Here is a 20,736-nt window from a genome sequence, read left to right on the forward strand (position 1 = left end):
CTTTACGAATGATTTAGCCATTACCATGCTCTTTCGCCCCTACAAGCCTATTTATGTCGGCGGCAAGCCACTCCCCTTTACCCCCGGTCTGATTCCCCGCAATCAGGAGCGGCTGGCTCGTCGCATTGCTGATGCCATTCTGGGTTCTCTCCTGACGCCAGAGGAGCTGCAAAACTTAGCGCGGCGTCTGTTGCAAGTGGAACGAGTGAAGGCGGTCATCCATTGGCTCCTACAAACAAGTCTGAGCCAAATTCAGGCTCAAAGTGAACAGCGATCGGCCCAAGTTTTGGCCAATATTCTACGGGATTTTTTTGGCAGTGCCCTACCCCGTTTGATTAAAGTGTGGTCGCGGCGGGAAGATTTTCTGGAACCACAACTGAATCAACTCTTTGATCAGGTATTAGTGGAGCTGCAACTGAGTGATGAGCAGGCGGAAAAACTGGCAGATTGGCTGCTGTCGGTCATGTTGCCCCCCGATCGCCTGCGACTGGCGATTATTGACTTTCTCACCGATCGCACGATTAATGTCCTCGATCAAGAACTACGCCAAAATACCAGTGGCACCTACTGGGTGGTGGCTAATCTGGTGGGGGTGCGCAATACGTTAATTCGCCTGCGGGAGTATTGTCTCAATGAACGCGAAGCTTGTAACCGCCGCCTTGGAGAATTAATCACGGCATTGGCACTGCGGCAACGCTTGGTGGAAGCGCTGCAAAATATCACCCTACAAAGTTTGCCCCTCGGTACGGTGCGGGAGCTACGGCAACTGTTTCGGCAGACAGTGCGCAGCTATATCCAGGAGCAGGGCTTTAGTGTCGTTGAAACGCTCAGTCAAACGGTGGAGTGGGAAACGATTTCCCTGAGTATTTTGCGGCGACTGCGGGATTCAGCCAGTCTGGGTGCCTCGCTGGAAGTGGTCAGCGATGAATTGGCTCTAGTGCTCGATCGCTATCTGGAACGGGATATGGAACTGATTATTGAGCGGGCGATTCCGATTTTGGATTTGGATCGGGTGATTGTGGATCGGGTCAAGGCCACCTCGCCAGAAAATCTGGAACTAGCCATTCAGGGCATTGTTCGCAGTGAGTTGCAAGCCATTGTCCGCTTGGGGGGCATTCTTGGCTTTTTGATTGGGGTGGCACAGGCCGGCTTTTTGTACTGGCAAAGTCTGCAAGCCCCCTAAACAGGAACTTTGATCTCGGACTCACCCGCCAACTGGCGTAGATTTTGGCAGCGAATGAGTTCAGTGACCGTGAGGACAGGACGCCGCTCTAACTCTGCTACCTGAGCAATGCCTGAAAGAAGGGCTTTGGCAGCCTCTTGTTCACTGTAGCCACGCCGTTGAGCCAATTGCAGGGCTTGGCGATCGGCCGCCACTTCCACGGGAATGCCCCGCGTATTTTGCCACACTTGAAGGCCAGCAAAGGTGGTTAGCCCCCCGGCTACCAAAATGCCTACGGGGTCTGCTTGGATAACTTGTAAGACTGTACCCAGCAAGCCTGCCACCGTGAGTCCTTGGTAGAGGTCAAGTTTGATCAAACCCGTGGTGTTAAACCACGCCACTGCCCGCAGCAATAAAAGATCGCGCTCTGGGGTATCGAGATGCTGCCACAGGCGAAAGTTAATTTCAATCGGGCGATCGCCCCAAGGAAGAGCGGGCTGATAGCGCAACACTTTGCTTTGCTGTGGTCGAGAAACCAACTTACAGCGCATCCGTGCCGACGCGGGCATCAGATCACGCAAGCGCGGAATCTCAGCCTCTGGGGTCATAGGGAAACTCATACACTCATTGCTCTGCCTTTAGTCTGCCATTACCATCCCTTTTCTGCAATCTTTTAAATTCCTTAGAATGAGGGAGCATGTGTTTTTTGTGCCTGAATCAAAATGGTGATGACATCGGCTTTTGCCCCCGCAGAACAATCGCTGGTCGCTTCTGGCCAAGAATTGCCCGCCGTGGATGTGGCGATTGTCGGTGCGGGGATTGTGGGTCTGAGTTTGGCCTGTGCGCTGCGAAACAGTGGTCTAGCGATCGCCCTCATCGAAGCAACACCCTACGCGCGGGAAAACACCAAAGGCCAAGCCTATGCCCTGCACCAAGTGTCTCGTTGTTTCTTTGAGGGGATAGGGGTGTGGGATCAGCTGATGCCCCATGTGCAGCCCTTTGAGGTGGTGCAACTCTCCGATGGCCATTGCTCCTTGACCGTTCGCTTTTCCCCCGCCGATTTGGGCACAGAAGCCATTGGTTATGTGGCTGAGCACGCCGCGATCGCCGAGACCCTTCAGAGCGTTCTACAGTCTGTTGGCAATGTGACGTTCTATTGTCCGTGGCGGGTGGTGGCCAATGAAGTGAAGGGCGATCGCGCTCAGTTGACGCTCATTTCTGGTGACCCGGCCGCACCCAAGGTGGCTCACTTGGCAGCGCGTTTAGTGGTGGCAGCAGATGGTGGCAAGTCTCCCCTGCGGCAGCAGATGGGTATTGAACCCAAGGGATGGCAATATGGTCAGTCCTGTGTGGTTGCTACCCTCGATGTTGCCCATCCCCGACCCGTGATCGCCTATGAACGCTTTTGGCCAACAGGCCCCATGGGGGTGCTCCCCCTAGCGGGGAATCGCTATCGAGTGGTTTGGACACTGCCCCACCCAGAGGCGGAAGCCGTTGCTGCCCTCGACGATCGCGCCTTTCTAGCGAAACTTCAGCCCTATCTTGACCCGCAGATGGCGGAGATTACCGCTGTGAGCGATCGCTTTGTCTTTCCAACCCAATTAATGCAAGTGAATTCCTATGTGGCCGATCGCTTTGTGGTTATTGGCGATGCCGCCCATCGCTGTCATCCAGTGGGAGGGCAAGGGCTAAATTTAGGCCTGCGGGATGTGTGGGCACTGGCGCAACAAATTCTCGCTACACCTTGTGAGAGACTGGGCGATCGCCCGTCCTTAATCCAATTTCACCGTCAACGCTGGTGGCAAAATGCCCTAACCCTTGGATTTACCGACCTACTCAATCGGCTTTTTTCCAATGCGTGGTGGCCTTTGGTGGGGGTGCGCCGCTGGGGCTTGTGGCTGTTGCGAACTGTTGCCCCCTTCAAACGTCTGGTGCTGCGGTTTATGGCCGGTCTCCTGCTACCCCTACCGAGCGATCGTCAATTCCCCAGAGGGCGTTAAAACTTTCTGCGCAATTATCTCCAGCGCCGTCATTCTGTAGGATGAATTTGACAGAGAAACGAACCACTTGGGAGAAATAGATGGCTGCTACGGGTGATCTAGAGAAAATTCGCCGCCAGTTTGACTATGGTCCCTATCCCCGTGTTGCCATTGACAAAACTCCCAAGGATGAGCCGAATGTTCTCTTTGTCCACGATTTGGTGACCGCCTTTTATGTGCGGGATCATCGGGTGCCAGAGACCAAGGGCAAGCGGATTCTCGATGCCGGGTGTGGCACTGGCTATAAGTCCTTAGTGCTGGCGATCGCCAACCCCGGCGCGGAAATTGTCGGTATTGACCTGTCCCCTGAGTCTGTGAAGTTAGCGGCAGAGCGGCTTAAGTTTCATCAGTTTGACAACGTTTACTTTGAGGCGCGCTCCATTTTGGATTTGCCCAGTTGGGGCGAGCAGTTTGACTACATCAATTGCGATGAGGTGTTGTATCTGCTGCCTGACCCCGTCGCAGGCCTCAATGCCCTCAAAAGTGTCCTTAAGCCCGATGGTATCTTGCGCGCCAATCTCCACAGTGCGCTGCAACGCTTCCCCTACTTTCGTGCCCAAAACCTCTTTAAGCTGATGGGCTTGATGGACGACAACCCCGAAGAAATGGAAATGGACATTGTCCGCGAGATCATGAAAGAACTCAAGGATGGTGTCGATCTGAAGGTTCGCGCTTGGAACCCGCACTATGAGAAGGAGGAGAGTAATGAGACCCTCTTGGCGAATCATTTACTGGTGGGCGATAAGGGCAGCACGATTCCCCAACTCTTTCAATACCTAGAAGCAGCGGGTCTGGAATTCATTTCCATGGTTAACTGGCGCCACTGGAATCTGGTGGATCTCTTCAAAGACCCAGAGAACCTGCCCACCTTTTTAGCGCTGAGCTTGCCCGATGTGCCCCAGGCAGTGCAATTGGAGATGTATGAACTTTTGCATCCCGTGCATCGCCTCTTGGATTTTTGGTGTACTCCGCAACCCCGTGCCGCGGTACCCGACTTAGGGGAATGGTCTGAGGAGCAGTGGGATCAAAGTACGATTTATCTGCATCCGCAACTGCGCACTGAGGCAATCAAGGAAAAATGGCTAGGGTATCTCAATGACCGCATGATTGTAGACTTGGGCACATTTATGTCCTTTTCTAGTCCCACGTCGGTCTATGTGGATCCGCTGGGATTGGCAACACTGCTGCCCTTGTTTGATCAGCCCCTTCCCTTTCCAGAGCTGTGCGATCGCTATCAACGCTTGGCTCCCCTCGACCCCCTCACCCTAGAACCCATTGAACCAAGGGTGGCACGGCAACAACTGCAAGCCCTTTTGACCCGCTTGGAATTGAGTTTATTTGTTCTGGTTAGTTTACCCTAAACCCATCCAGCCAAGAACTTGGGCAAGCGCCAGTCCCAAATAGCTGGCGATCGCATAGCCAAGCAGTCCCAAGGTAATCCCGACCCCCATTAACTGGGGTTGATGCCGACCCGTGGCTTGGGCAACGGCTGTGGTTGGTCCGCCAACAGCTGCCTGGGAGGCAAGGGCAAGCAGTTCCACATCCAACTTCAGGAGTGCCCCAAGGCCGAAGGTGACAAGACCGTGGGTAAACACAATCACGGTGGTAAAGAGAATCATTTCCAGTCCCACCGGAATCAGGGAGGGCACATGGGTACCGGCACCAATCACCGTAAAAAAAAGATTCAGGCCAAACATTCCCAAAGCGCCCGTGCCCCGCAGGTAGCGCATCCATTTGAATTGCGCCAGCGCCAAGCTGAGGGTGGTGAGCCAGACAATGGTGGGAATCAGCGGCCAAAACTGATGCAGTGCCGTTGACAAGACCAAGATAGCTATGGCCAAGCTGAGGAGAATGGCCAAATCCACAGGAGCGATCGCTGAGGTCGTCGGTAGCGGCATCACTCTAACAGTTGCCTCTGCATCCCGTGAAGGATAAAAACGGGCTAATAGCGAGGGTAGAGTAAGGGTTATCGCCAGCCAAACTGCCGTGAGCAGGTTATCCGCCGTCGTGGCCGCACTAAAGAGCAAATCCGAAAGGTTGAGGGCACGCCCAACCCCCACAAAGTTAATGCTGCCGCCAATATAACTAGCCGCCAAACTGCCCGCCAAGCGGGGGGTATCCCCCAAAAACCGACGATGGAACAGCACACCCGCAAGGAGAGCGCCCACCAAGGTTCCACAACTGGCAAGACCAAAGGCCAACAGCGCCGATCGCCCCAAGCGCCGCACATCCTGTAAATTCACCAGCAGTAGTAGCCAGACGATCGCCAACGAGGTGATGGTGCCGTAGATCGTGTCATAGACCGGCGATTGTTGGGGAATAAGACCCAAATTTGCACAAATGGCCGCCAGAATCAAAACAATCAGCGCAGACCCCAAGCGTGCTGCCCAAGGAAAACGCTGCTCTAGCCATAGCCCCAGCGCCGTTAGGGTTAATAGGATGCCCCAAAGGATCAAGTCATCCATGGGGGGTCAACTCCGCTAGCCGCTGTCCCAACCGTGTCGGCTGCTCATAGACCCGCCGCAGGGTATTCACATCCCGCTGTGAAATGGGGGGCGGATCCGCCACTTGGGCAAAATAGAGGGCATCAGTGGGTAGGGGGCTATGTCCCCAAATGCCGAGGGCATGACCCAGTTCGTGGCGCAGCGCTGCAAGGACAAACTTGGCAGCTTGAGTCGGACGCACCACGACACGGCAGCGATGGCGCAGCACCCCTTGGCTATCCACAAAGAGTTCGTAGCTGGTTTCAGCAAAGCGGGCGCGGCGGTTATTTTGATCCGTGGGTCGCTGCGAGAGCAAGCGAATATTCGCCGCTAGGCTGGCATCCACAATTTTTAGGGGCAAATAGGCGGACCACTCCTTTACGGCCTGTTCTGCCGCTGCTTGCCACACATGGTTCGGATCCCACGGCGGCGGTTCAATGGCAACGGTGACCGGGAACTCTGTCCACAGTAGATAGCCCACTTCCACCGCTTGGACTTCATCAAAATAGTCCTCACCTTTCCTAGGAATCTCAGCGAGGGAGGGGGGCAACGGATAATGCACTGCTGCTGGCAGTTGGATATTCTGGCGCGTCAGGTTTGCGGTGCCTGCCAAGGACTCCCAATTCCCTTGGGTACCGCCCAGCATCAATCCTAGGGCAACCATGCACACCAAGAACCACCAGCGACGCTTCATCCTTGCTCCTCAACAGGTCTGTACAAAGGGCCAGCCCGGAAATCGCCAGAGAATGATGGGAATTGCCACTGTCCAGAAAAAGGCATTGAGCAAGGCAATTTGACCCGCCAGATTCATCGGCAAATGCAACCATCCCTGCAACACCCAGCGATCCAAGGGCAAGACCAAGAGCCACATAAAACAAATGACGGCCATTCCGCCCCAAAAGATTGGCCAGCGGGCGTTGCTATTGAAGCCCTCAAAAAAGGTTTGACCCACCAGTTCTTCGAGAATGGCGACGGGGGCAGAGCGGTATTGCCCACCTGTGACTTGGGTAGCGGCGGCCAGTTGCGGAGCATGATCACCGACAACAATGGCGTTGATTTTGACTCGTTGTTGGCGGGCATTGGCCACCACGCCTGCATCTACTGGGGCTTCCCCATCGGTAATGAGGAGCAGTTGGCGGCAGCGATTCGAGATCTGTTGCAGTTGTTGGGTGGCCATGGCGATCGCCCCCGAAAGATTGGTGGCACTGGGATCCACTTGGGCAAGCAAGTCACTGCGATTGAGGGCTTGATCCAATTGGGTGAGGAGCAGATCACTATTGGTCTCAAACCGCGGCGTCAGAAACACCACATTGCGGCCAAAGCCGTGGATCATGACTTCGTTGGGGGTGGTGAGTTCCCGTTGGTTGCGTTGCAAGTAGAGCTTGGCAGCGAGCACCTGCTGCGCCATTACAGTTTGGGGTTGATTAAATTGCAACGGATTATTGCCAAACGTACTGCCGCTGAGATCAAGGGAGAGGACAACGGCGACACTAGGGCGTCCCCAATTCAACAGTGAGAAGAGCAGCGCCAGCAGGACACAGCCTATGAAAAGAATGAGGGGAATCTGAAAAAGAGGGTAATACCACAGTTGTCGCCGACGGGTCATAACTCACCTAAGGCAAGGTACCGCTAAAGACTGCGAGGGCAGGCCCGGTCATATACAAATGTTGGCTAGGCAAATCCCAGCGAATATGGAGATCTCCCCCCGGCAGTTCAACCGTGGCTTGGGCTTGATCGCCCACAGGACTCAGGCGATGGGTCAAGACGGCAGCGACGAGAGTGGCACAGGCTCCCGTTCCACAGGCAAGGGTCATGCCCGCTCCCCGTTCCCAGACGCGCACCCGCAGGCGATCGCTCCCTAGGACTTGCACAAACTCAGTATTGGTACGCTGGGGAAAAACGGGGTGATGTTCAAACTGTGGGCCAAGGGTTGCCAGATCAACCGCAGTAACATCCTCGACAAACGTGACACAGTGGGGATTTCCCATACTCACACACGTCACCAACCACGGGCGATCGCCCACCATTAGGGGCACATCAATCACCTTTTGATCTGCGGCTGCCAAGGTGGTGGGAATCTGCTGCGCCAAGAGTTGGGGTTTGCCCATATCCACCGTTACCTGACCATCCGCTTGTACCTCTGGCACAATGAGACCGGCAAGGGTGTCAATGCGGTAGCGCACGATTTCGCCGGCGGAGCGACCCTCAAGGGCAAAAATAAACTTGGCCAAACAGCGAATGCCATTACCGCACATTTCGGCCACTGAGCCATCGGCATTGTACATCCGCATGCGGTAGTCGGTATCCCCCGTGCCTGTCAGCAAAAAAATGACGCCATCGGCGCCCACGCCAAAGTGGCGATCGCACCAGTGTTGCGCTTGTTCTGGGGTTAAGAGCAGCTCTTCCTGATGGCGGTTGTCAATGAGGAGGAAGTCGTTTCCTAACCCTTGATACTTCTGAAAAGATACGCTCATAGAATTAAAAAGGTACGAGAGGGGAAACCAATGACCGATGAATTTGACACGGCACTGCCCAGCATTCACCAGTTGCAGACCTTCATTAAAGATAGCACCGAGGTTGAAGTCAAGCTCAGCACCAGTGATCTCGTGGTTGGTAAGGTGCGCTGGCAGGACGCCAATTGCCTGTGCGTTGTCGATCACTACGATCAACCCACCATTATTTGGAAACAGGCCATTGTCTTTATTAAACCCAAGCTAGCCTAGGAGCCACAGTGGCAGCGCCACAGCCAAGGCCTCTTGATAGACCACCTGCCAAGGTTGCTGATGCTGACGGGCAAGGGCGGCACAGTCTTCGTATTCGGGCTGGACATTGAGCCGCTGTCCTTGGTGTTCGGCTACTTTCACCCGTACTTCACCAAATGATGTTGTGATGGTTTTGATTTGGCGTTCAAGGATATAGCGCTCCTGTACCTGCCGCCGCAGCCCCAGCGTCGTTGTTTCGCGAAAGAGGGTCTGGACACACGCGGCCTCTGCACTGGGGGGACACAACACCGTGAGCAACACCCCCAAGCGTGACTTTTTCATCGTAATGGGTTGGTAAAAGACCTCAATCGCACCAGCAGCATAAAGTTGTTCAAGAGTATAGCTGAGGGCTTGGGGTGTCATGTCATCCAGTTGGGTTTGCAGTTCGACAATGGTTTTTGCCGTAGTTGTTTCTGCTGAGTTCGACAGGGTTCCCAACCAGAGACGCAAGAGGTTCGGTAGGGGCAACTCTTGACTCCCAGCGCCTAAGCCCACCCGTTTCAATGTCATCGCTGGCGGTGCCCCAAAGCCCTCACTCAGGGCACAAACCAAGGCAGCTCCCGTAGGCGTGACCAGTTCTTTTGCAATGCCATTGCTATAGAGGGGCACTTGGTAGGTTTGGCACAGTTGTAAGACCGCAGGAACAGGGACTGGTAGTTGACCATGGGCCGCTTTGACCGTTCCGCCCCCAGTGGGTAGCGCCGAGCAGTAAATGTGACTAACATCGAGGTAATCCAACCCCAAGCAGGTGCCGACAATATCCACGAGGGCATCTACCGCTCCCACTTCATGGAAATGTACTTTTTCTGGCTCAATGCCATGCACGGCGCCCTCAGCAATGGCCAAGGCTTCAAAAACCTTGAGGCTCCAGTCACGGGCGCGATCGCTGAGGTGGGCGGCACGGATTTGCTCTGCAATGTCTGGCCAATGGCGATGGTGATGGGAGTGGCGATCGCGCAGATGCACCTGTGCTTTTAATCCCCGCTGTCCCTTGCGCTGCACCGTTTCTGTGGTCAACTCAAACGCATCGGCAATCCCGAGCTTGGCCAGTTGGCTTTGCAGATAGTCGAGGGGAACCCCCAGATCAAGGAGGGCACCCAGACACATATCCCCTGCCACCCCAGCAGGGCAGTCAAAATAGGCAACCGTCATAGCAAACTCACAGGTGCAGCGGCACTAAGGACTATGATACCGGGTTTATAGTGAGCGAAACTGCAAGGAGACTTACCCTACCGCTGAGGTTTCTGTGGCGATCAACAGCTCATCAACTATAACCGACGGTTGCCACTGGTAGCGCCTCAAGTTAATGCGATCGCCCGCCTCAAAAATAATCCCCTCTGCCTCTAGGCGCCAGCGCTGTAACTCATCCGTCCCTTGGCGTTGGGGCGCGTAGGAGATTTTGCCTTGGGCATTAACCACCCGATGCCATGGAATGTCAGAATTCGGTGCCACTTGATAAAGGGCATAGCCCACATAGCGTGCATGACGCGGCCAACCACACAGGGCGGCAATTTGGCCATAGGTGGCCACACGTCCTACGGGGATTTGCTTCACTAACCAATAAATTTTTTGTTGAAACGTCAGTGCCTGCGTGTCTGTCTTCATAAGATTTCACATTTTAAGGCACATTCAACTCCTCTAAATCCGTATTCCTACGGAGGAAAGCATCAAAATGAACCCCCTAGATTAAACATTAAGGGTGGTAACAGGATTACTAAATTCAATTAAGAACACCTGCCCCCGAAAAGATAGATCGGTCATGATTTAAGCAGCAGCAATGCTGAGGCAGGGGAGGGTGGAATTCGTTGTTTTGTGTTGAACCATGATGTGTTTCTCATCGAATTGCTTTTTGCTGAATGATGGCTTCTATGCTTTTTTGACTTGAGTTCCCAATTGTCTTTGTCGATATTCTTGACGCTATTTGATGGAGTCACCCTATGACCATGACCCGTTCCCGACCCCAAGCCGCCACTGGCGATCGCTACGGTGTTAACCATCTCCTGCGCAAAAAATACCCGAAACGCCACCATCACTATGCCTTTTGGGACTTCTTTCAATTCGATAGCGATCGCGGTACCTACACCGATTGGAACAATGCCCGCAACCTCCTCGTCACCGAAGACTTCATCATTGGCCTCATTGAAGGCCTTGAAGAGGAAGTTGGCCCTGCCTCCAGCGTCGTCATGTACAAAATTGGTGAAGAATGGGGACGCCGCGATGCCCGCTTCTTCCAAGAGTGGTTTCCCACGGAATATGGCTATGAGCAGGGGATCAAGCAAATGCGGCTTCCCTATGTCCTCGAAGCTTGGTGGTGGCCCTGCACAACCCAAGGCTGGGGCAACTGGGAAGTGGATCTCAGTGAGCAAAAACACGGCTTCATGTTTATCAACATCTTTGATTCGGTTGTGGCGCGTACCTTGGGGGATGTTGGCCGACCCGTGTGCCACCTTTACGCAGGTCTCTTTGCCGGTTTCTTTAGCGGCCTGATTCAAAAAGAACTCAGTTGTATTGAAATCCAGTGCTACGCTATGGGAGAAACCTACTGCAAGTTCCTGCTCGGCAAGCAGGATCGCATTGATGCCGCTGCCTTCTGGCAAAACGAAGGAGCCTCCGCCAAAGATATTGAAAAACGGCTCCGCAGTGGAGAACTGGTCTATGAAAAACCGAAACGGTAATTGGCAACAGCAAGCCGTTGCTGAATTCTTTGAGGAACTGAACTGGCTGGGCTTGGTGCGCCAGCAGCCGGTCGCAGAAACCTTGGTTCTCAACTGGCAATCCCTGAAAGTAGGAGAATTTTGGCAGCGGGTCAATTGGCTGGGGCTTGAGGTCAAAGGGGCGATCGCTCCCACGAGTCCCACAGAATGGCCCAGCTACCGCGTCAAGGACTTCTTTGGTCACATCAACTGGGAAGGGATTGGGGTCATCTTGCCTGCGATCTCACCCCCCCTAGAGGAGGAAATGGCGGCTCCCCCCGTTGCTGCCCCTACCCTCCCTTGGGCTGCATGGTCGGTAGAAACCTTCTTCCGCCAACTCAACTGGGAAGGCCGTCCGGATCAAGCCATCTCCCTCGAGCCAAGTCTGTGCCTCTGGCGCCTGTCGGTCAAAGACTTCTGTGCCAGTATTCCTTGGGCAGGCCAACCCGTGATTGCCCAAGTGAGGAAAGTGGAACCCCCGCCCCCTGCCCCCGTGGAACCCGAAGTCACCCTCTCAGACTTATCAAACCTGTTTTAGGAGATCCCTATGCACACGGAGTTAATGAATCTCTACTACAAAGCCGAAGAAAACTACCTCAGCAATGTGGACATCAAAGTCTTCCGCCACCACATCGAGTCTCTGCAACAGCGGTTGAGTACCTATGAATTTCTGCGGGATCATGAAATTGAAATCTTCCAGCCTGTGGCCGACACTCTGCAAAAGAAATACCCCACCGAAAATCCCCAAACCCTTGAGCAAGTGTTGCGTCAAGCGATCGCCCTACTGCGCTATGCCGCCATGGCCATGCTCCTGAATAACCCCGAGTTTTTGCAGCATCGGCTCCTCGAGTGGCTCACGGAAGTGGTCAACGCCCACCAAACCCAAACCCTATGGAGCAGTTGCCACGAGCTTCTTAGTGCCCGCCTCAAGGAAATGCTCACCGAGGCTGAACAGGACTTGATTTTGCCGCTGTTGGATCACGCCCAAGCGACCCTTGTGGGTCTGCCAGCGGTGGTCTCTGTCCACGCCTAGATTAGGGTTGGAAGTCTGCTGAAAGTGCTTGTTATGCCTACGAATGAGGATGTCCTATGATCTCTGTTGCTGATTTGGTCAAAGACCCCATCATCCCCGGCAACTACTACGCTGCCGATGCCTATGTACAGGGGGATTTTGAAACAGGTCTGATTGAAAACCGCAAAGGTGCCCGTCTCATTGCCCTACCGGATATTTTGCTCCAAGCCATCTATGCCGGCCTCGATCAGGAAGTGGGACAGGCCAGTGGGGTGGTTCTCTTTAACTGTGGTCGCTGGTGGGGCAAGAACTTTTATCGCCGCTTTGTCGAGGAGGTCAGCGAGTACTATCGCCGTCCCCTTGCGGAAATGGAAATGGTGGAGTTTCTCCAGTGTCTCAAGGAATGCTGGAAGACCCACGGTTGGGGCACGATTGATCTCGATGTGAGCTTCTACCAGCAGGGCTTTTTGGTGGTGAAAACGTGGGACTCCCCCTTTGCGGCGGCGGCTCCCAAAAATACGGGTCAGCCCCAATGCGCTGCCGAGGCGGGGATTTTAGAGTCCTTCTTTAGCCAATTGACCGGTCGCGATCTCCACTGTGTGCAAACTGCCTGTGAAACCCTAGGGGCAACCAATAACCTCTTTGTCTTGGGCTTGCGGGAGCGGGTCGAACCGGCTAAGGCTTGGCTGCAAGAGGGACAGGATCATGACACGATTATGGAGCGGCTATGTCGCACTCAAGCCGCTTGAGTATGATCCTAAAGTAACTCTCGATGCGTCATTAAAAGGAGAAAAGAGCAGTGGCCAAAGTTGTCAAACTTGAACCCATCTCGCGGGAAACCACGATTAATACCAATGACAATTTGCTGTCTGCTCTATTGGACTCTGAACTCCATGTGCTCAAGGAGTGTGGCGGGCGCGGGATGTGTGCCACCTGCCATGTCTATATCAAAGAGGGGATGGAGAGCCTCTCCCCGATCAGTAAGCGCGAGCAACGCACCCTTGAAGTGATTACAACGGCAAATGCCACCTCTCGCTTGGCCTGTCAGGCACGGGTACTGGGGCCGGGGGTAGTGGTGGAGCTACCCTCAGGGATGTATGTCAGCGCGGTTGAAGATATTGAGTCTTTGATTGGGCGGCGGGCTGAGCAGGATATTTTGCACCCCCTCGATGGCCGCGTCTTGGTGGAAGCGGGCAAGCTCATTACCCGCACGATGATTACCCAGCTGAAAGATACCCAAGTGCAGGTGGGGCAATATCTCGCCAATACGTCGGATGCCTAACCAACCACTTCATTTTCATCCTCAGGGAGGCACCATTTATGGAAGACCGTAGTTTGAATTCCCATGACACGCCATCGGGCAGGGGGCTAGCACCCCTAGAATGGGGCGCAACAGGGCTAACGGTTGTGTTGTCGGTGGCGGCGGCTGCGACCCAACAGGCCATTTTGACAGCGATCGCCCCTTTGCCCCTTTCGCTGGCGGTGGGCTTAAACTTAGTGAGCCGCAAAAAACTGGATGACCAGTTCCAAGCCTTTGTGCAGCAACAGGAGGCCAAAATTGCTGAATTGGTGGCGTCCCAAGGGCAGCAGCAGTCAGAGGTCGGCGGCCTTACCTTGGCCCTTAGTCAGGTGCGCGATCGCCTTGAGGATGTGCAGAAACAGGTCATGCAACTCAACCAAGGGGCACGGGATCTCCACGACTACACCCGCATTCTTGACACCGAGCAAAAACAAATTGAGGAAGTGCTGGATTGCTTGCGGGAAATCGAGAAAAATACCCAAGTGATCCAAGTGGATCCCAGCCATGCCAAGGCTTACTACAATCGCGGTCTGACCCATCAGCGTCTAGGGGATGCCGAAGCAGCAATTCTCGATTACACAGAAGCGATTCGAATTAACGATAGCTATGCCAAGGCCTATCACAATCGCGGTGTAGCGCGCTCAACTTTGGGCGATCGCAAGGGAGCAGTAGAGGATTTGCGCACAGCGGCGAAGCTCTTCTTTGAACAAGGGGACATTAGCAGTTATCAGCGGGCACGGGATCTGGCCAAGCGTATCCATGAAGTGGGGAGTATTGAACAGGAAGACAAGGAAGTCCCCTTAGAAATTCTTTTCTCCTAAGAACCGATTGGCTGTGCGGCTCAATCTGCATGGACAGGGGCGAGATTGCGAATCATTCTGAGAAATGTTTTTCGTTGATGGTTGAGGCTCGTTGTTGGCCACGGCTCGTACTGCCCAAACCTCCCGTTACCGACTGGTGGATCTAGCCGGTCAAGGCCAGTACGGAAAAGTTTATCTAGCGGTCAATCGTGAGTCCGGTGACCTCGTGGCGATTAAGGTGCTCAGCGAGCAGCAGTTGCTGACCCGCGGCTTTTTGCGGGAGTTGAACTTTTTGCTGACGCTACAGCATCCCCATGTGGTGGGTTGTCAGGCGATTGACTATATTCGCGTGCGCCATAGCCCCCAAGTAAGCCGCAGTTTGGTAATGGATTATTGTGCCGGGGGGACCTTGCGATCGCTCCTAGAGCAAGAACAGGCCTTACCCCTGACCACCGCTTTGCGCCTTACGCTGGATGTGCTGGCAGCTTTGACCTATGCCCATCATCGCGGCATTCTCCACTGCGATCTCAAACCGGAAAATATCCTGCTGGAGGTGACTGCTACGGGCTGGCAGGCAAAGGTGTCCGATTTTGGTGTCGCACGCCTCATTGAGGATGTCAAGGGCAGCGGTCAAACGGGATCCCCTGCCTATATGGCGCCGGAGCGTTTCTATGGTCAGACGATGCCCGCTTCGGATCTCTATGCAGTGGGGATTCTCATGTACGAGATGATCGTTGGCGATCGCCCCTTCCACGGCACACCTGCTGAACTCATGACTGCCCACCTTAGCCGTCCCTATACCCTTCCTGAAGGCTTGCCCTTTCTGGTGCGGAGCATTATTACTAAAGCGTTGGATAAATTACCGCAGCGCCGCTATAAAAGTGCAGCGGAAATGACGATGGCGGTGCAATTAGCCCTAGAGGTGATCGCGGCAGAGCGTCATGAGCAGCCGTTGTTGTTCTCTAGGTCACCGGCGGCGGTTTGGCTGGGGGAACCCCAAGGCTATTCTTTAGCGATACCGCCCCAACAGGTTGCTAGTACGGCCACAAGGTTCTATGGGGTGGTGGGCGATCGCCTGTGGGCCTGGCAAGCCAAGGAATCTCACCCTGAAGTGATTGGCCAATGGCCGCTCCCACCGTTGCCGATTCAACTCTATGGCGGTAAAGTGAGTGCTTGGCTGCGAATCAATGTGCTACCCCCCCAGCTTTTCTGCATCCATGACCAGCTTATCCCCCTAGACTGTCGTCCTCACTCTAGCCTCAACCAATTAGCCATTGACGCCACTGGTTATTGGTGTGCAGAAACGCAGATTGATGATGCAGGAGAATTAACACTTCATGTCCAACTGCTCAATGGTCAAGGACAGCGCACTCTCCGCTGTGGATGGCAGGGACGAGCTTTTGTGGATACACTCCTCCTCAATCGTCGTTATGGCTTGGTCATCAGTCGTTCCCAACATCCTGAGACGGAGCATGCCACCACCCATTTTCAACTCTTTGACCGCCGAGGACACTGGCGGCTATACACCCAACTGCCTGCCCACCTGACATTGTTTACCCCGGCCCATCACCAGCCATGGCAACTAGCAGCGTTTGAAGATCATCCGCAGCAACCTCTATTGATGCTCCTCCATTTGCGGCCTTGGCGGATTCAACGCTTGGGGCTGCGGTTTCGTCCCCAATTTCTCTGTGCTACGCCTTGGGGCTATGTGGTGGCGGGTCGCCATCGTTTGAACTTAGTGACCCACAGCGGCGAAATTGTCGGCACGGCTGAAAGTGAGCAGGAGATTTGTGGCCTCGGCTTTACGGGCGATCGCCACCTTTGGCTGATTCGGCAGCATCAGGGCAAGTATATTTTGCAAACGTGGGATATTACGGCCTGGGAAATTGACCTCATCCTCTAGGCCAGCCGCCTATGATAGAAAGAATAGCCGTGGGATATGCCCCATGAAACAGCCCCAGATTCTCAAAATTACCCGCAAAGCGGCCAGTCTGAAACAAAAGCAAAAGCAGCAGTCATCTCCCACCACCCTTGATGTTACAGCGACAACGGTAGCCTCTGAACCCGTCGTTGAGGTAGCAGCGGGCGATCGCGACAGTGCTCAAGGGCGTCAACATTGGTGGAGTGAACGCTGGATTGGTGTGCTAGAGTCCTTTGGCTGGCGCCGACGCCTAGAGCGGGCACGCAATTATGTCCGTGAAGGACGGGTGCTCACCTTGGAATTCAAGGGCAACCAAGTCCATGCCCAAGTTCAAGGCACGGCTCCCGAACCCTATCGCGTCAAACTGCATTTGGATGCCTTTAGTGAAGAGCAGTGGCAATATGCCATTGACGGCATGGCACAAAAAGCCTTCTATGCCGCGAAGCTCCTAGCGGGAGAACTGCCCCCCAGTATTGAAGAAGTCTTTACCCAAGCTGGACTGAGTTTATTTCCCTTTACTAAGTTCGACATCCATAGCCGCTGCAATTGCCCTGACCCCGTCAATCCCTGCAAACATATTGGCGCGGTTTATTACTTGCTGGGGCAATACTTCAACGAAGACCCCTTTTTACTCTTTCAGTTGCGGGGCAAAACCAAAGAGGAGATTCTCCAACGCCTGCGCCACTATCGGGCAACGGCGACTACCCCCTCTATGGTGCCCACCCCCCCACCCCTCTATGAGCCACCGAAAACCGATGCTCCCTTTTGCCAATATCGCCAGCCCCTACCCCCAGAGTTAGTGGTGCTTGTCCCCAGTGGTCAACCCCATGCCGTGCTATCCGTGTTACCCCCCTTTCCCCATCAGGTTCCCAGTGAAGTGGCGCAGTTAATGGCCACCCTAGAGCAGATGTACAGCAGTGCCAGTCTTGCGGCCTGTCAGTTGGCGATGGGTGAACCGCTGAGAGGAGATGAGGGAACCGAAAGTGAGCCATGAAACCCAACCAGTATGACGGTCAGGGCGAAAATCTCAAACGTGGTCTCAAAGCAGAGGACGCCTTCTTAGAGCTTGCCCGCAAGCAGGGATTCCAAGTTCACCACGCGAGCGAAGCTGCTGATATTCATGAGCACTGGGATTGTTTGTTGATTAAGGGGTATGCGTCCCTGAAAGTGGACATCAAGGCAGTCAAGAAAATTCAACGCCAAGACCCGCAGCCCCAAGATCAATACACTTGGATAGAATTGCAGGGGGTACGTGATCAAGGCTGGTTGTTTGGCGGTCACTCAGACTATATTGCCTTTCAAACGTTGAACTCATTTATTTTGGTGCAGCGCACAGCACTGATAGCGTTTGTGCAAAAGAATGTCGATCTCGCCGTTCAAGTGACCCAACCTACAGAGGCTCTAAAAAAACATCAAGGCAAATATCCTGTGTACCGTCGCTCAGGGCGGAGCGATCGCCTCATCTTAGTCGAAACCGATATTCTAAGACAGCTTCCGGGCAGTATCGAGTGGCTGAATCCCCAGTAACTTCCCCCTTTTCCCCAATGAAAGTCGCTCTCAAAGAAGATCACATCTCTTTAGACCAGCGATCGCCCAACCTGTCAATAATATGCACCATGTCTGAATTGCTCCAGCCCGCCAGCAGATGGGCAGCAATGGCACACCCCCCCGCACCAACCCCTTCCTTGACAAACCCCTGTTCATAGGCACGCAGGGCAGGATGACGGGATGCGCTGAAATCAAGTTGCGTGTAAATGAGTGGACACTGAACACGCTCTGCCAAGCGGTGAATCTGAGCCGTTTGATCTTCAATCAGCCAGCGGGTTGTGCCCACCACGATTTGTGCGGGACACCAAGGAAGCTGACGCCACTGGGCGATCGCTCGCGCAAAGGCATAGACCGCCATCATTTGTGACCCCCCCGCCAGCAACACACCACAGGTTTGACTTGCCCGCAGGGCCATAGCCGCCACCACCACCTGCATTGGATCGCCAATCGCCGCTACACAAGTGAAAGGATCCGCATTAGCAGGGAGATGGGCAAGCCCCTGTTGCACGAGTGACCACTTTTGGGCATGGTTACTCTGGCGATGACTACTGCCTACACAATCGCGAGCGGGGATGCCCAAACTTTCACAGAGGGCAAGGGCAGTGGTTGTGCCGCCCACGACACATTCAGCAATGATCAGCCACGGATATTGGCTGCTGAGCTTGGCTCCCCAAGACCATCCCTGTTCCCAGAGGTGTGCTACGGTTTGGGCTGTCATCGCTTCAGCCGTGGTTAGGCAGCGCGCCGGAGCGCCCCCCAAGTCAATCATCTCGGGCAGACGCGGCAAAGGTAAACCCGCATCAAAGACGTAGAGGGGCAACGCCAAAGCCTCAATGAGGGCACGACTAATTAGAGCAGGGGAGGCACCCGCCGTCAGCGGTGGCAGGGGATAGTGGTAGCGGGGTTGAATGCCTCGCAGCAGAAACTCGCCATCCGCTAGGGCTGTGATCCGGCGATCGCTGGGGGTTTGACCCGCTGCCGAGATTCCGGGAATCAATGCCGTTTCCGTAAAGCCAAGAACACAGACTAGGGCAGGAAAGTCGGGGTGCTGGCAGTGGCGATCGCCCCAAGCGCGGGCAATGGATTCTCCCGTGGCAACGCCAATCATACTAATCGACTAATAATTCCCGACCACTGCACCTGCTTGAGGTGTTCACGGCGATAGGAGAAAAAGCATTCAGCATCGCGAAACGTACAGTGGGGAGACAGGGCAATTTGCTCGTCCCTTAGCCCCAATTGCAGCAATTGCAAACGATTGATCCGTGCCACATCCAGCCGCAGCCGCTCAGGGTCAGGATCGCGAAAAACTACGGCTGGATCTAGGGCGGCTAAACGGTCGTAAAGCTCCTCACAGTCAGTGGTTTCCGTCACCCCCTCAAGAATGGTCTGCGCCAAGGCACGGGCAACATTCAGCCCCACTTGATAGACCTCACCGCGAATCGCAGGCCCCATGGCAATCCGTAAATTAGCAAGATCACTGCCGAATGCTTGCATCTGCTGGAGCGTGGCCTTAGAGATTTGGATCGCTGTCCCCCGCCATCCCGCATGAATCGCCGCAACCCGTCCACTCGCCACATCGGCAATTAGTAAGGGGACACAGTCAGCACTACACACCCAGAGGGCTTGATCAGACCCTGTGGCCACAAGGGCATCCGCTGCCAATCGTTCATCACGGGCTAAAACTTCTGCTGCCAAAGCCACGCGATCGCCATGCACCTGTTGGGTTCGTAGCGGTGTTGCTGTCGTGCCTAGGGCTGCGGTGAGGGTGCTGAGGTCTTGTCCTTGCCAATCGCGAGTAAAGAAGCCATGCTGAAACCCCTGCAAAAGATCGCAGGTAAGAAAGCGCCCGAGGTCAGTGGTTTGCCAGTGCCACATTGTCAGATCCAATGACAGCTAAACTATGGCGTTCTCGTAGCTCCCTAGAAGGCACGAATCGCCTCCTTTAATACCTCCTCCCTAAGCGTTGACCGTAAAGATTGGGGTGTGCCCAAATCAACAGAACAGTTTAAGATTTCCTCCAGATATTCTTTTAACTCAATGAAGGTAAATAATCCAACAGGCCTTTCAAACTCTACTAACAAATCAACATCACTTTCAGCGTGAGCTTCATCCCGTGCCACTGAACCAAACAGCTGCAGGGTCTTTACTGCAAATTTTTTAAGGGATTCTCGACGGTTTTCTAAGGTATTGATCACTAACTGACAAGTCACCATTCCAATGTTTCCTTATTCTTTTAATCTGAATCTGACCGATCCACTGGCTGATGCGGTTCATCGGGGAGAGAGTCCTTAAGGGGTTCTAGGCAGCAGGGGGCAAGTCAAAGAGAACGGTGGTCATATAGCGTTCTGCCCAAGCGCTGCCAAAGGCTTTTTCCAGAACACGGCGGGTTTTATCGTTCTGCTGTTGCTGATGGCAGTACTGCCGTTGCCCGGCCATAACCGCTTCCGGGTGATCCGTGGGCACAGCTTGCTGGCTAAGTTGACAGTGGAGCGTGAGGTACTCACCAATGCGATCGAGAAATTGCTGTTCCTCAGTGTCTCCCTGTGGCCGAATAAAAATGCAAAAGGACGAGAAGATATGTCCCCAAGGGGGCAACTCACGGGGTTGACTAAAGGTGAGTTTTGGCAAAGCACTTAAAGCCGATGTATAGGCAGCGGGCAACTCACCCGTCACCGGCGAGAGATCCACAATTGCGGCACTAATTTGCCCTCGGCCACCCACGAGGTCACAGCCAAACATTGGCAGATCGTAGCGCGGCTCTGGAAACATGACACAGTGTAAAATATCCAGACTCTCCCCCACCCGTGCCAGTTCAAGGTGAAGTTTGCGAAAGGGCGGCGCTTGGTAGCAGTGGTTCTCAATCGTTAGCCGCTCCCCTTCCAGTTTGCCCTCGACATAACCGAGATCCTCAGGCAGGGTATAGGGGGCTAAGGGCAAAGTGCTCTGCCAAATCTGCTCAATGCGATCGGCGAGCCGCTGAATTAGGGGATGCTGGTGTTGACGGAGAGACATAGCC

General features: G+C 54.3%; 24 protein-coding genes. 13 read left to right on the forward strand and 11 right to left on the reverse strand.

Annotated elements, in window-relative coordinates; translation table 11 throughout:
* Positions 1–25 precede the first annotated feature (25 nt).
* Positions 26–1,183, forward strand: a complete 1,158-nt coding sequence (locus tag RHJ80_RS08880; protein ID WP_310742774.1) for a DUF445 family protein — start codon at positions 26–28, stop codon at positions 1,181–1,183.
* On the opposite strand, the gene RHJ80_RS08885 is transcribed toward RHJ80_RS08880, so the two are convergent.
* Positions 1,180–1,770, reverse strand: a complete 591-nt coding sequence (locus tag RHJ80_RS08885) for a DUF3318 domain-containing protein (protein WP_310800816.1) — start codon at positions 1,768–1,770, stop codon at positions 1,180–1,182. The two genes, RHJ80_RS08880 and RHJ80_RS08885, sit on opposite strands and share 4 nt — an antisense overlap.
* A 120-nt stretch (positions 1,771–1,890) precedes the next feature.
* On the opposite strand from RHJ80_RS08885, the gene RHJ80_RS08890 reads away from it, so the two are divergent.
* Complete coding sequence (locus RHJ80_RS08890; RefSeq protein WP_310800817.1) at positions 1,891–3,162, forward strand: FAD-dependent hydroxylase; 1,272 nt, start codon at positions 1,891–1,893, stop codon at positions 3,160–3,162.
* 80 nt (positions 3,163–3,242) lie between these two features.
* A complete protein-coding gene (locus tag RHJ80_RS08895; protein WP_310800818.1) occupies positions 3,243–4,562 on the forward strand; it encodes a class I SAM-dependent methyltransferase in 1,320 nt (439 codons plus the stop codon).
* Here the strand turns inward: RHJ80_RS08895 and RHJ80_RS08900 are convergent.
* From RHJ80_RS08900 to dapF, 4 genes are read right to left on the reverse strand one after another with little or no spacing between them, the layout of a single operon-like run.
* The gene (locus RHJ80_RS08900) at positions 4,554–5,666 is read right to left on the reverse strand and encodes a DUF819 family protein (RefSeq protein WP_310800819.1); all 1,113 of its coding nucleotides are present in this window, start codon (positions 5,664–5,666) and stop codon (positions 4,554–4,556) included. The two genes, RHJ80_RS08895 and RHJ80_RS08900, sit on opposite strands and share 9 nt — an antisense overlap.
* A complete protein-coding gene (locus RHJ80_RS08905; protein ID WP_206199872.1) occupies positions 5,659–6,378 on the reverse strand; it encodes a peptidase in 720 nt (239 codons plus the stop codon). Before RHJ80_RS08905 ends, RHJ80_RS08900 begins: the two co-directional genes overlap by 8 nt.
* 9 nt (positions 6,379–6,387) lie before the next feature.
* A complete protein-coding gene (locus RHJ80_RS08910; RefSeq protein WP_310800820.1) occupies positions 6,388–7,290 on the reverse strand; it encodes a VWA domain-containing protein in 903 nt (300 codons plus the stop codon).
* Positions 7,291–7,297: 7 nt separating this feature from the next.
* Complete coding sequence (dapF, locus tag RHJ80_RS08915; RefSeq protein WP_310800821.1) at positions 7,298–8,158, reverse strand: diaminopimelate epimerase; 861 nt, start codon at positions 8,156–8,158, stop codon at positions 7,298–7,300.
* A gap of 30 nt (positions 8,159–8,188) precedes the next feature.
* Between dapF and RHJ80_RS08920 the strand changes: the two genes are divergently transcribed.
* Positions 8,189–8,407: an Hfq-related RNA-binding protein gene (locus RHJ80_RS08920; RefSeq protein WP_310800822.1), complete on the forward strand. Its 219-nt coding sequence runs from the start codon at positions 8,189–8,191 to the stop codon at positions 8,405–8,407.
* On the opposite strand, the gene larC is transcribed toward RHJ80_RS08920, so the two are convergent.
* Entirely contained in the window at positions 8,399–9,598 is a 1,200-nt protein-coding gene (larC, locus tag RHJ80_RS08925; RefSeq protein ID WP_310742928.1) for a nickel pincer cofactor biosynthesis protein LarC, read from the reverse strand. The two genes, RHJ80_RS08920 and larC, sit on opposite strands and share 9 nt — an antisense overlap.
* 72 nt (positions 9,599–9,670) lie before the next feature.
* Positions 9,671–10,051, reverse strand: coding sequence for an MGMT family protein (locus RHJ80_RS08930; RefSeq protein ID WP_149818723.1), 381 nt, complete (start codon positions 10,049–10,051; stop codon positions 9,671–9,673).
* A gap of 332 nt (positions 10,052–10,383) precedes the next feature.
* Here RHJ80_RS08930 and RHJ80_RS08935 point away from each other — a divergent pair, with 332 nt between their 5' ends.
* The 9 genes from RHJ80_RS08935 to RHJ80_RS08975 all read left to right on the forward strand — a co-directional run bounded on the left by RHJ80_RS08935 (position 10,384) and on the right by RHJ80_RS08975 (position 17,699).
* Positions 10,384–11,121, forward strand: coding sequence for a V4R domain-containing protein (locus RHJ80_RS08935; protein WP_310800823.1), 738 nt, complete (start codon positions 10,384–10,386; stop codon positions 11,119–11,121).
* Entirely contained in the window at positions 11,102–11,677 is a 576-nt protein-coding gene (locus RHJ80_RS08940) for a hypothetical protein (RefSeq protein ID WP_310742930.1), read from the forward strand. The genes RHJ80_RS08935 and RHJ80_RS08940 overlap by 20 nt, the downstream gene beginning before the upstream one ends.
* A gap of 9 nt (positions 11,678–11,686) precedes the next feature.
* A complete protein-coding gene (locus RHJ80_RS08945) occupies positions 11,687–12,172 on the forward strand; it encodes a phycobilisome protein (protein ID WP_310742931.1) in 486 nt (161 codons plus the stop codon).
* Positions 12,173–12,228: 56 nt separating this feature from the next.
* A complete protein-coding gene (locus RHJ80_RS08950) occupies positions 12,229–12,900 on the forward strand; it encodes a V4R domain-containing protein (protein WP_286626872.1) in 672 nt (223 codons plus the stop codon).
* Between the two features lie 50 nt (positions 12,901–12,950).
* Positions 12,951–13,433 (forward strand): 2Fe-2S iron-sulfur cluster-binding protein, encoded by a 483-nt coding sequence (locus RHJ80_RS08955; protein ID WP_206199881.1) that lies wholly within the window; start codon positions 12,951–12,953, stop codon positions 13,431–13,433.
* A gap of 38 nt (positions 13,434–13,471) precedes the next feature.
* Positions 13,472–14,272 (forward strand): tetratricopeptide repeat protein, encoded by an 801-nt coding sequence (locus RHJ80_RS08960; RefSeq protein WP_310800824.1) that lies wholly within the window; start codon positions 13,472–13,474, stop codon positions 14,270–14,272.
* A gap of 94 nt (positions 14,273–14,366) precedes the next feature.
* Positions 14,367–16,154, forward strand: coding sequence for a serine/threonine-protein kinase (locus tag RHJ80_RS08965; protein WP_310800825.1), 1,788 nt, complete (start codon positions 14,367–14,369; stop codon positions 16,152–16,154).
* Between the two features lie 43 nt (positions 16,155–16,197).
* Positions 16,198–17,166, forward strand: a complete 969-nt coding sequence (locus tag RHJ80_RS08970) for a metal-binding protein (RefSeq protein WP_310800826.1) — start codon at positions 16,198–16,200, stop codon at positions 17,164–17,166.
* The gene (locus tag RHJ80_RS08975) at positions 17,163–17,699 is read left to right on the forward strand and encodes a hypothetical protein (protein ID WP_302678106.1); all 537 of its coding nucleotides are present in this window, start codon (positions 17,163–17,165) and stop codon (positions 17,697–17,699) included. The genes RHJ80_RS08970 and RHJ80_RS08975 overlap by 4 nt, the downstream gene beginning before the upstream one ends.
* A gap of 40 nt (positions 17,700–17,739) precedes the next feature.
* On the opposite strand, the gene cobT is transcribed toward RHJ80_RS08975, so the two are convergent.
* From cobT to RHJ80_RS08995, 4 genes are all read right to left on the reverse strand, one after another.
* Entirely contained in the window at positions 17,740–18,828 is a 1,089-nt protein-coding gene (cobT, locus tag RHJ80_RS08980; RefSeq protein WP_310800827.1) for a nicotinate mononucleotide-dependent phosphoribosyltransferase CobT, read from the reverse strand.
* The gene (gene pgeF / locus RHJ80_RS08985; RefSeq protein WP_310800828.1) at positions 18,825–19,595 is read right to left on the reverse strand and encodes a peptidoglycan editing factor PgeF; all 771 of its coding nucleotides are present in this window, start codon (positions 19,593–19,595) and stop codon (positions 18,825–18,827) included. Before pgeF ends, cobT begins: the two co-directional genes overlap by 4 nt.
* A 44-nt stretch (positions 19,596–19,639) precedes the next feature.
* Positions 19,640–19,933 carry a nucleotidyltransferase family protein gene (locus tag RHJ80_RS08990; protein ID WP_206199887.1) on the reverse strand — a complete coding sequence of 98 codons (294 nt, stop codon included), beginning with the start codon at positions 19,931–19,933 and terminating at the stop codon, positions 19,640–19,642.
* 85 nt (positions 19,934–20,018) lie between these two features.
* Complete coding sequence (locus RHJ80_RS08995) at positions 20,019–20,732, reverse strand: phycocyanobilin:ferredoxin oxidoreductase (RefSeq protein ID WP_310800829.1); 714 nt, start codon at positions 20,730–20,732, stop codon at positions 20,019–20,021.
* Positions 20,733–20,736: the final 4 nt, after the last annotated feature.

Origin of the sequence: Thermosynechococcus sp. QS41 (assembly GCF_031583515.1) — a bacterium.
Classification (GTDB): domain Bacteria; phylum Cyanobacteriota; class Cyanobacteriia; order Thermosynechococcales; family Thermosynechococcaceae; genus Thermosynechococcus.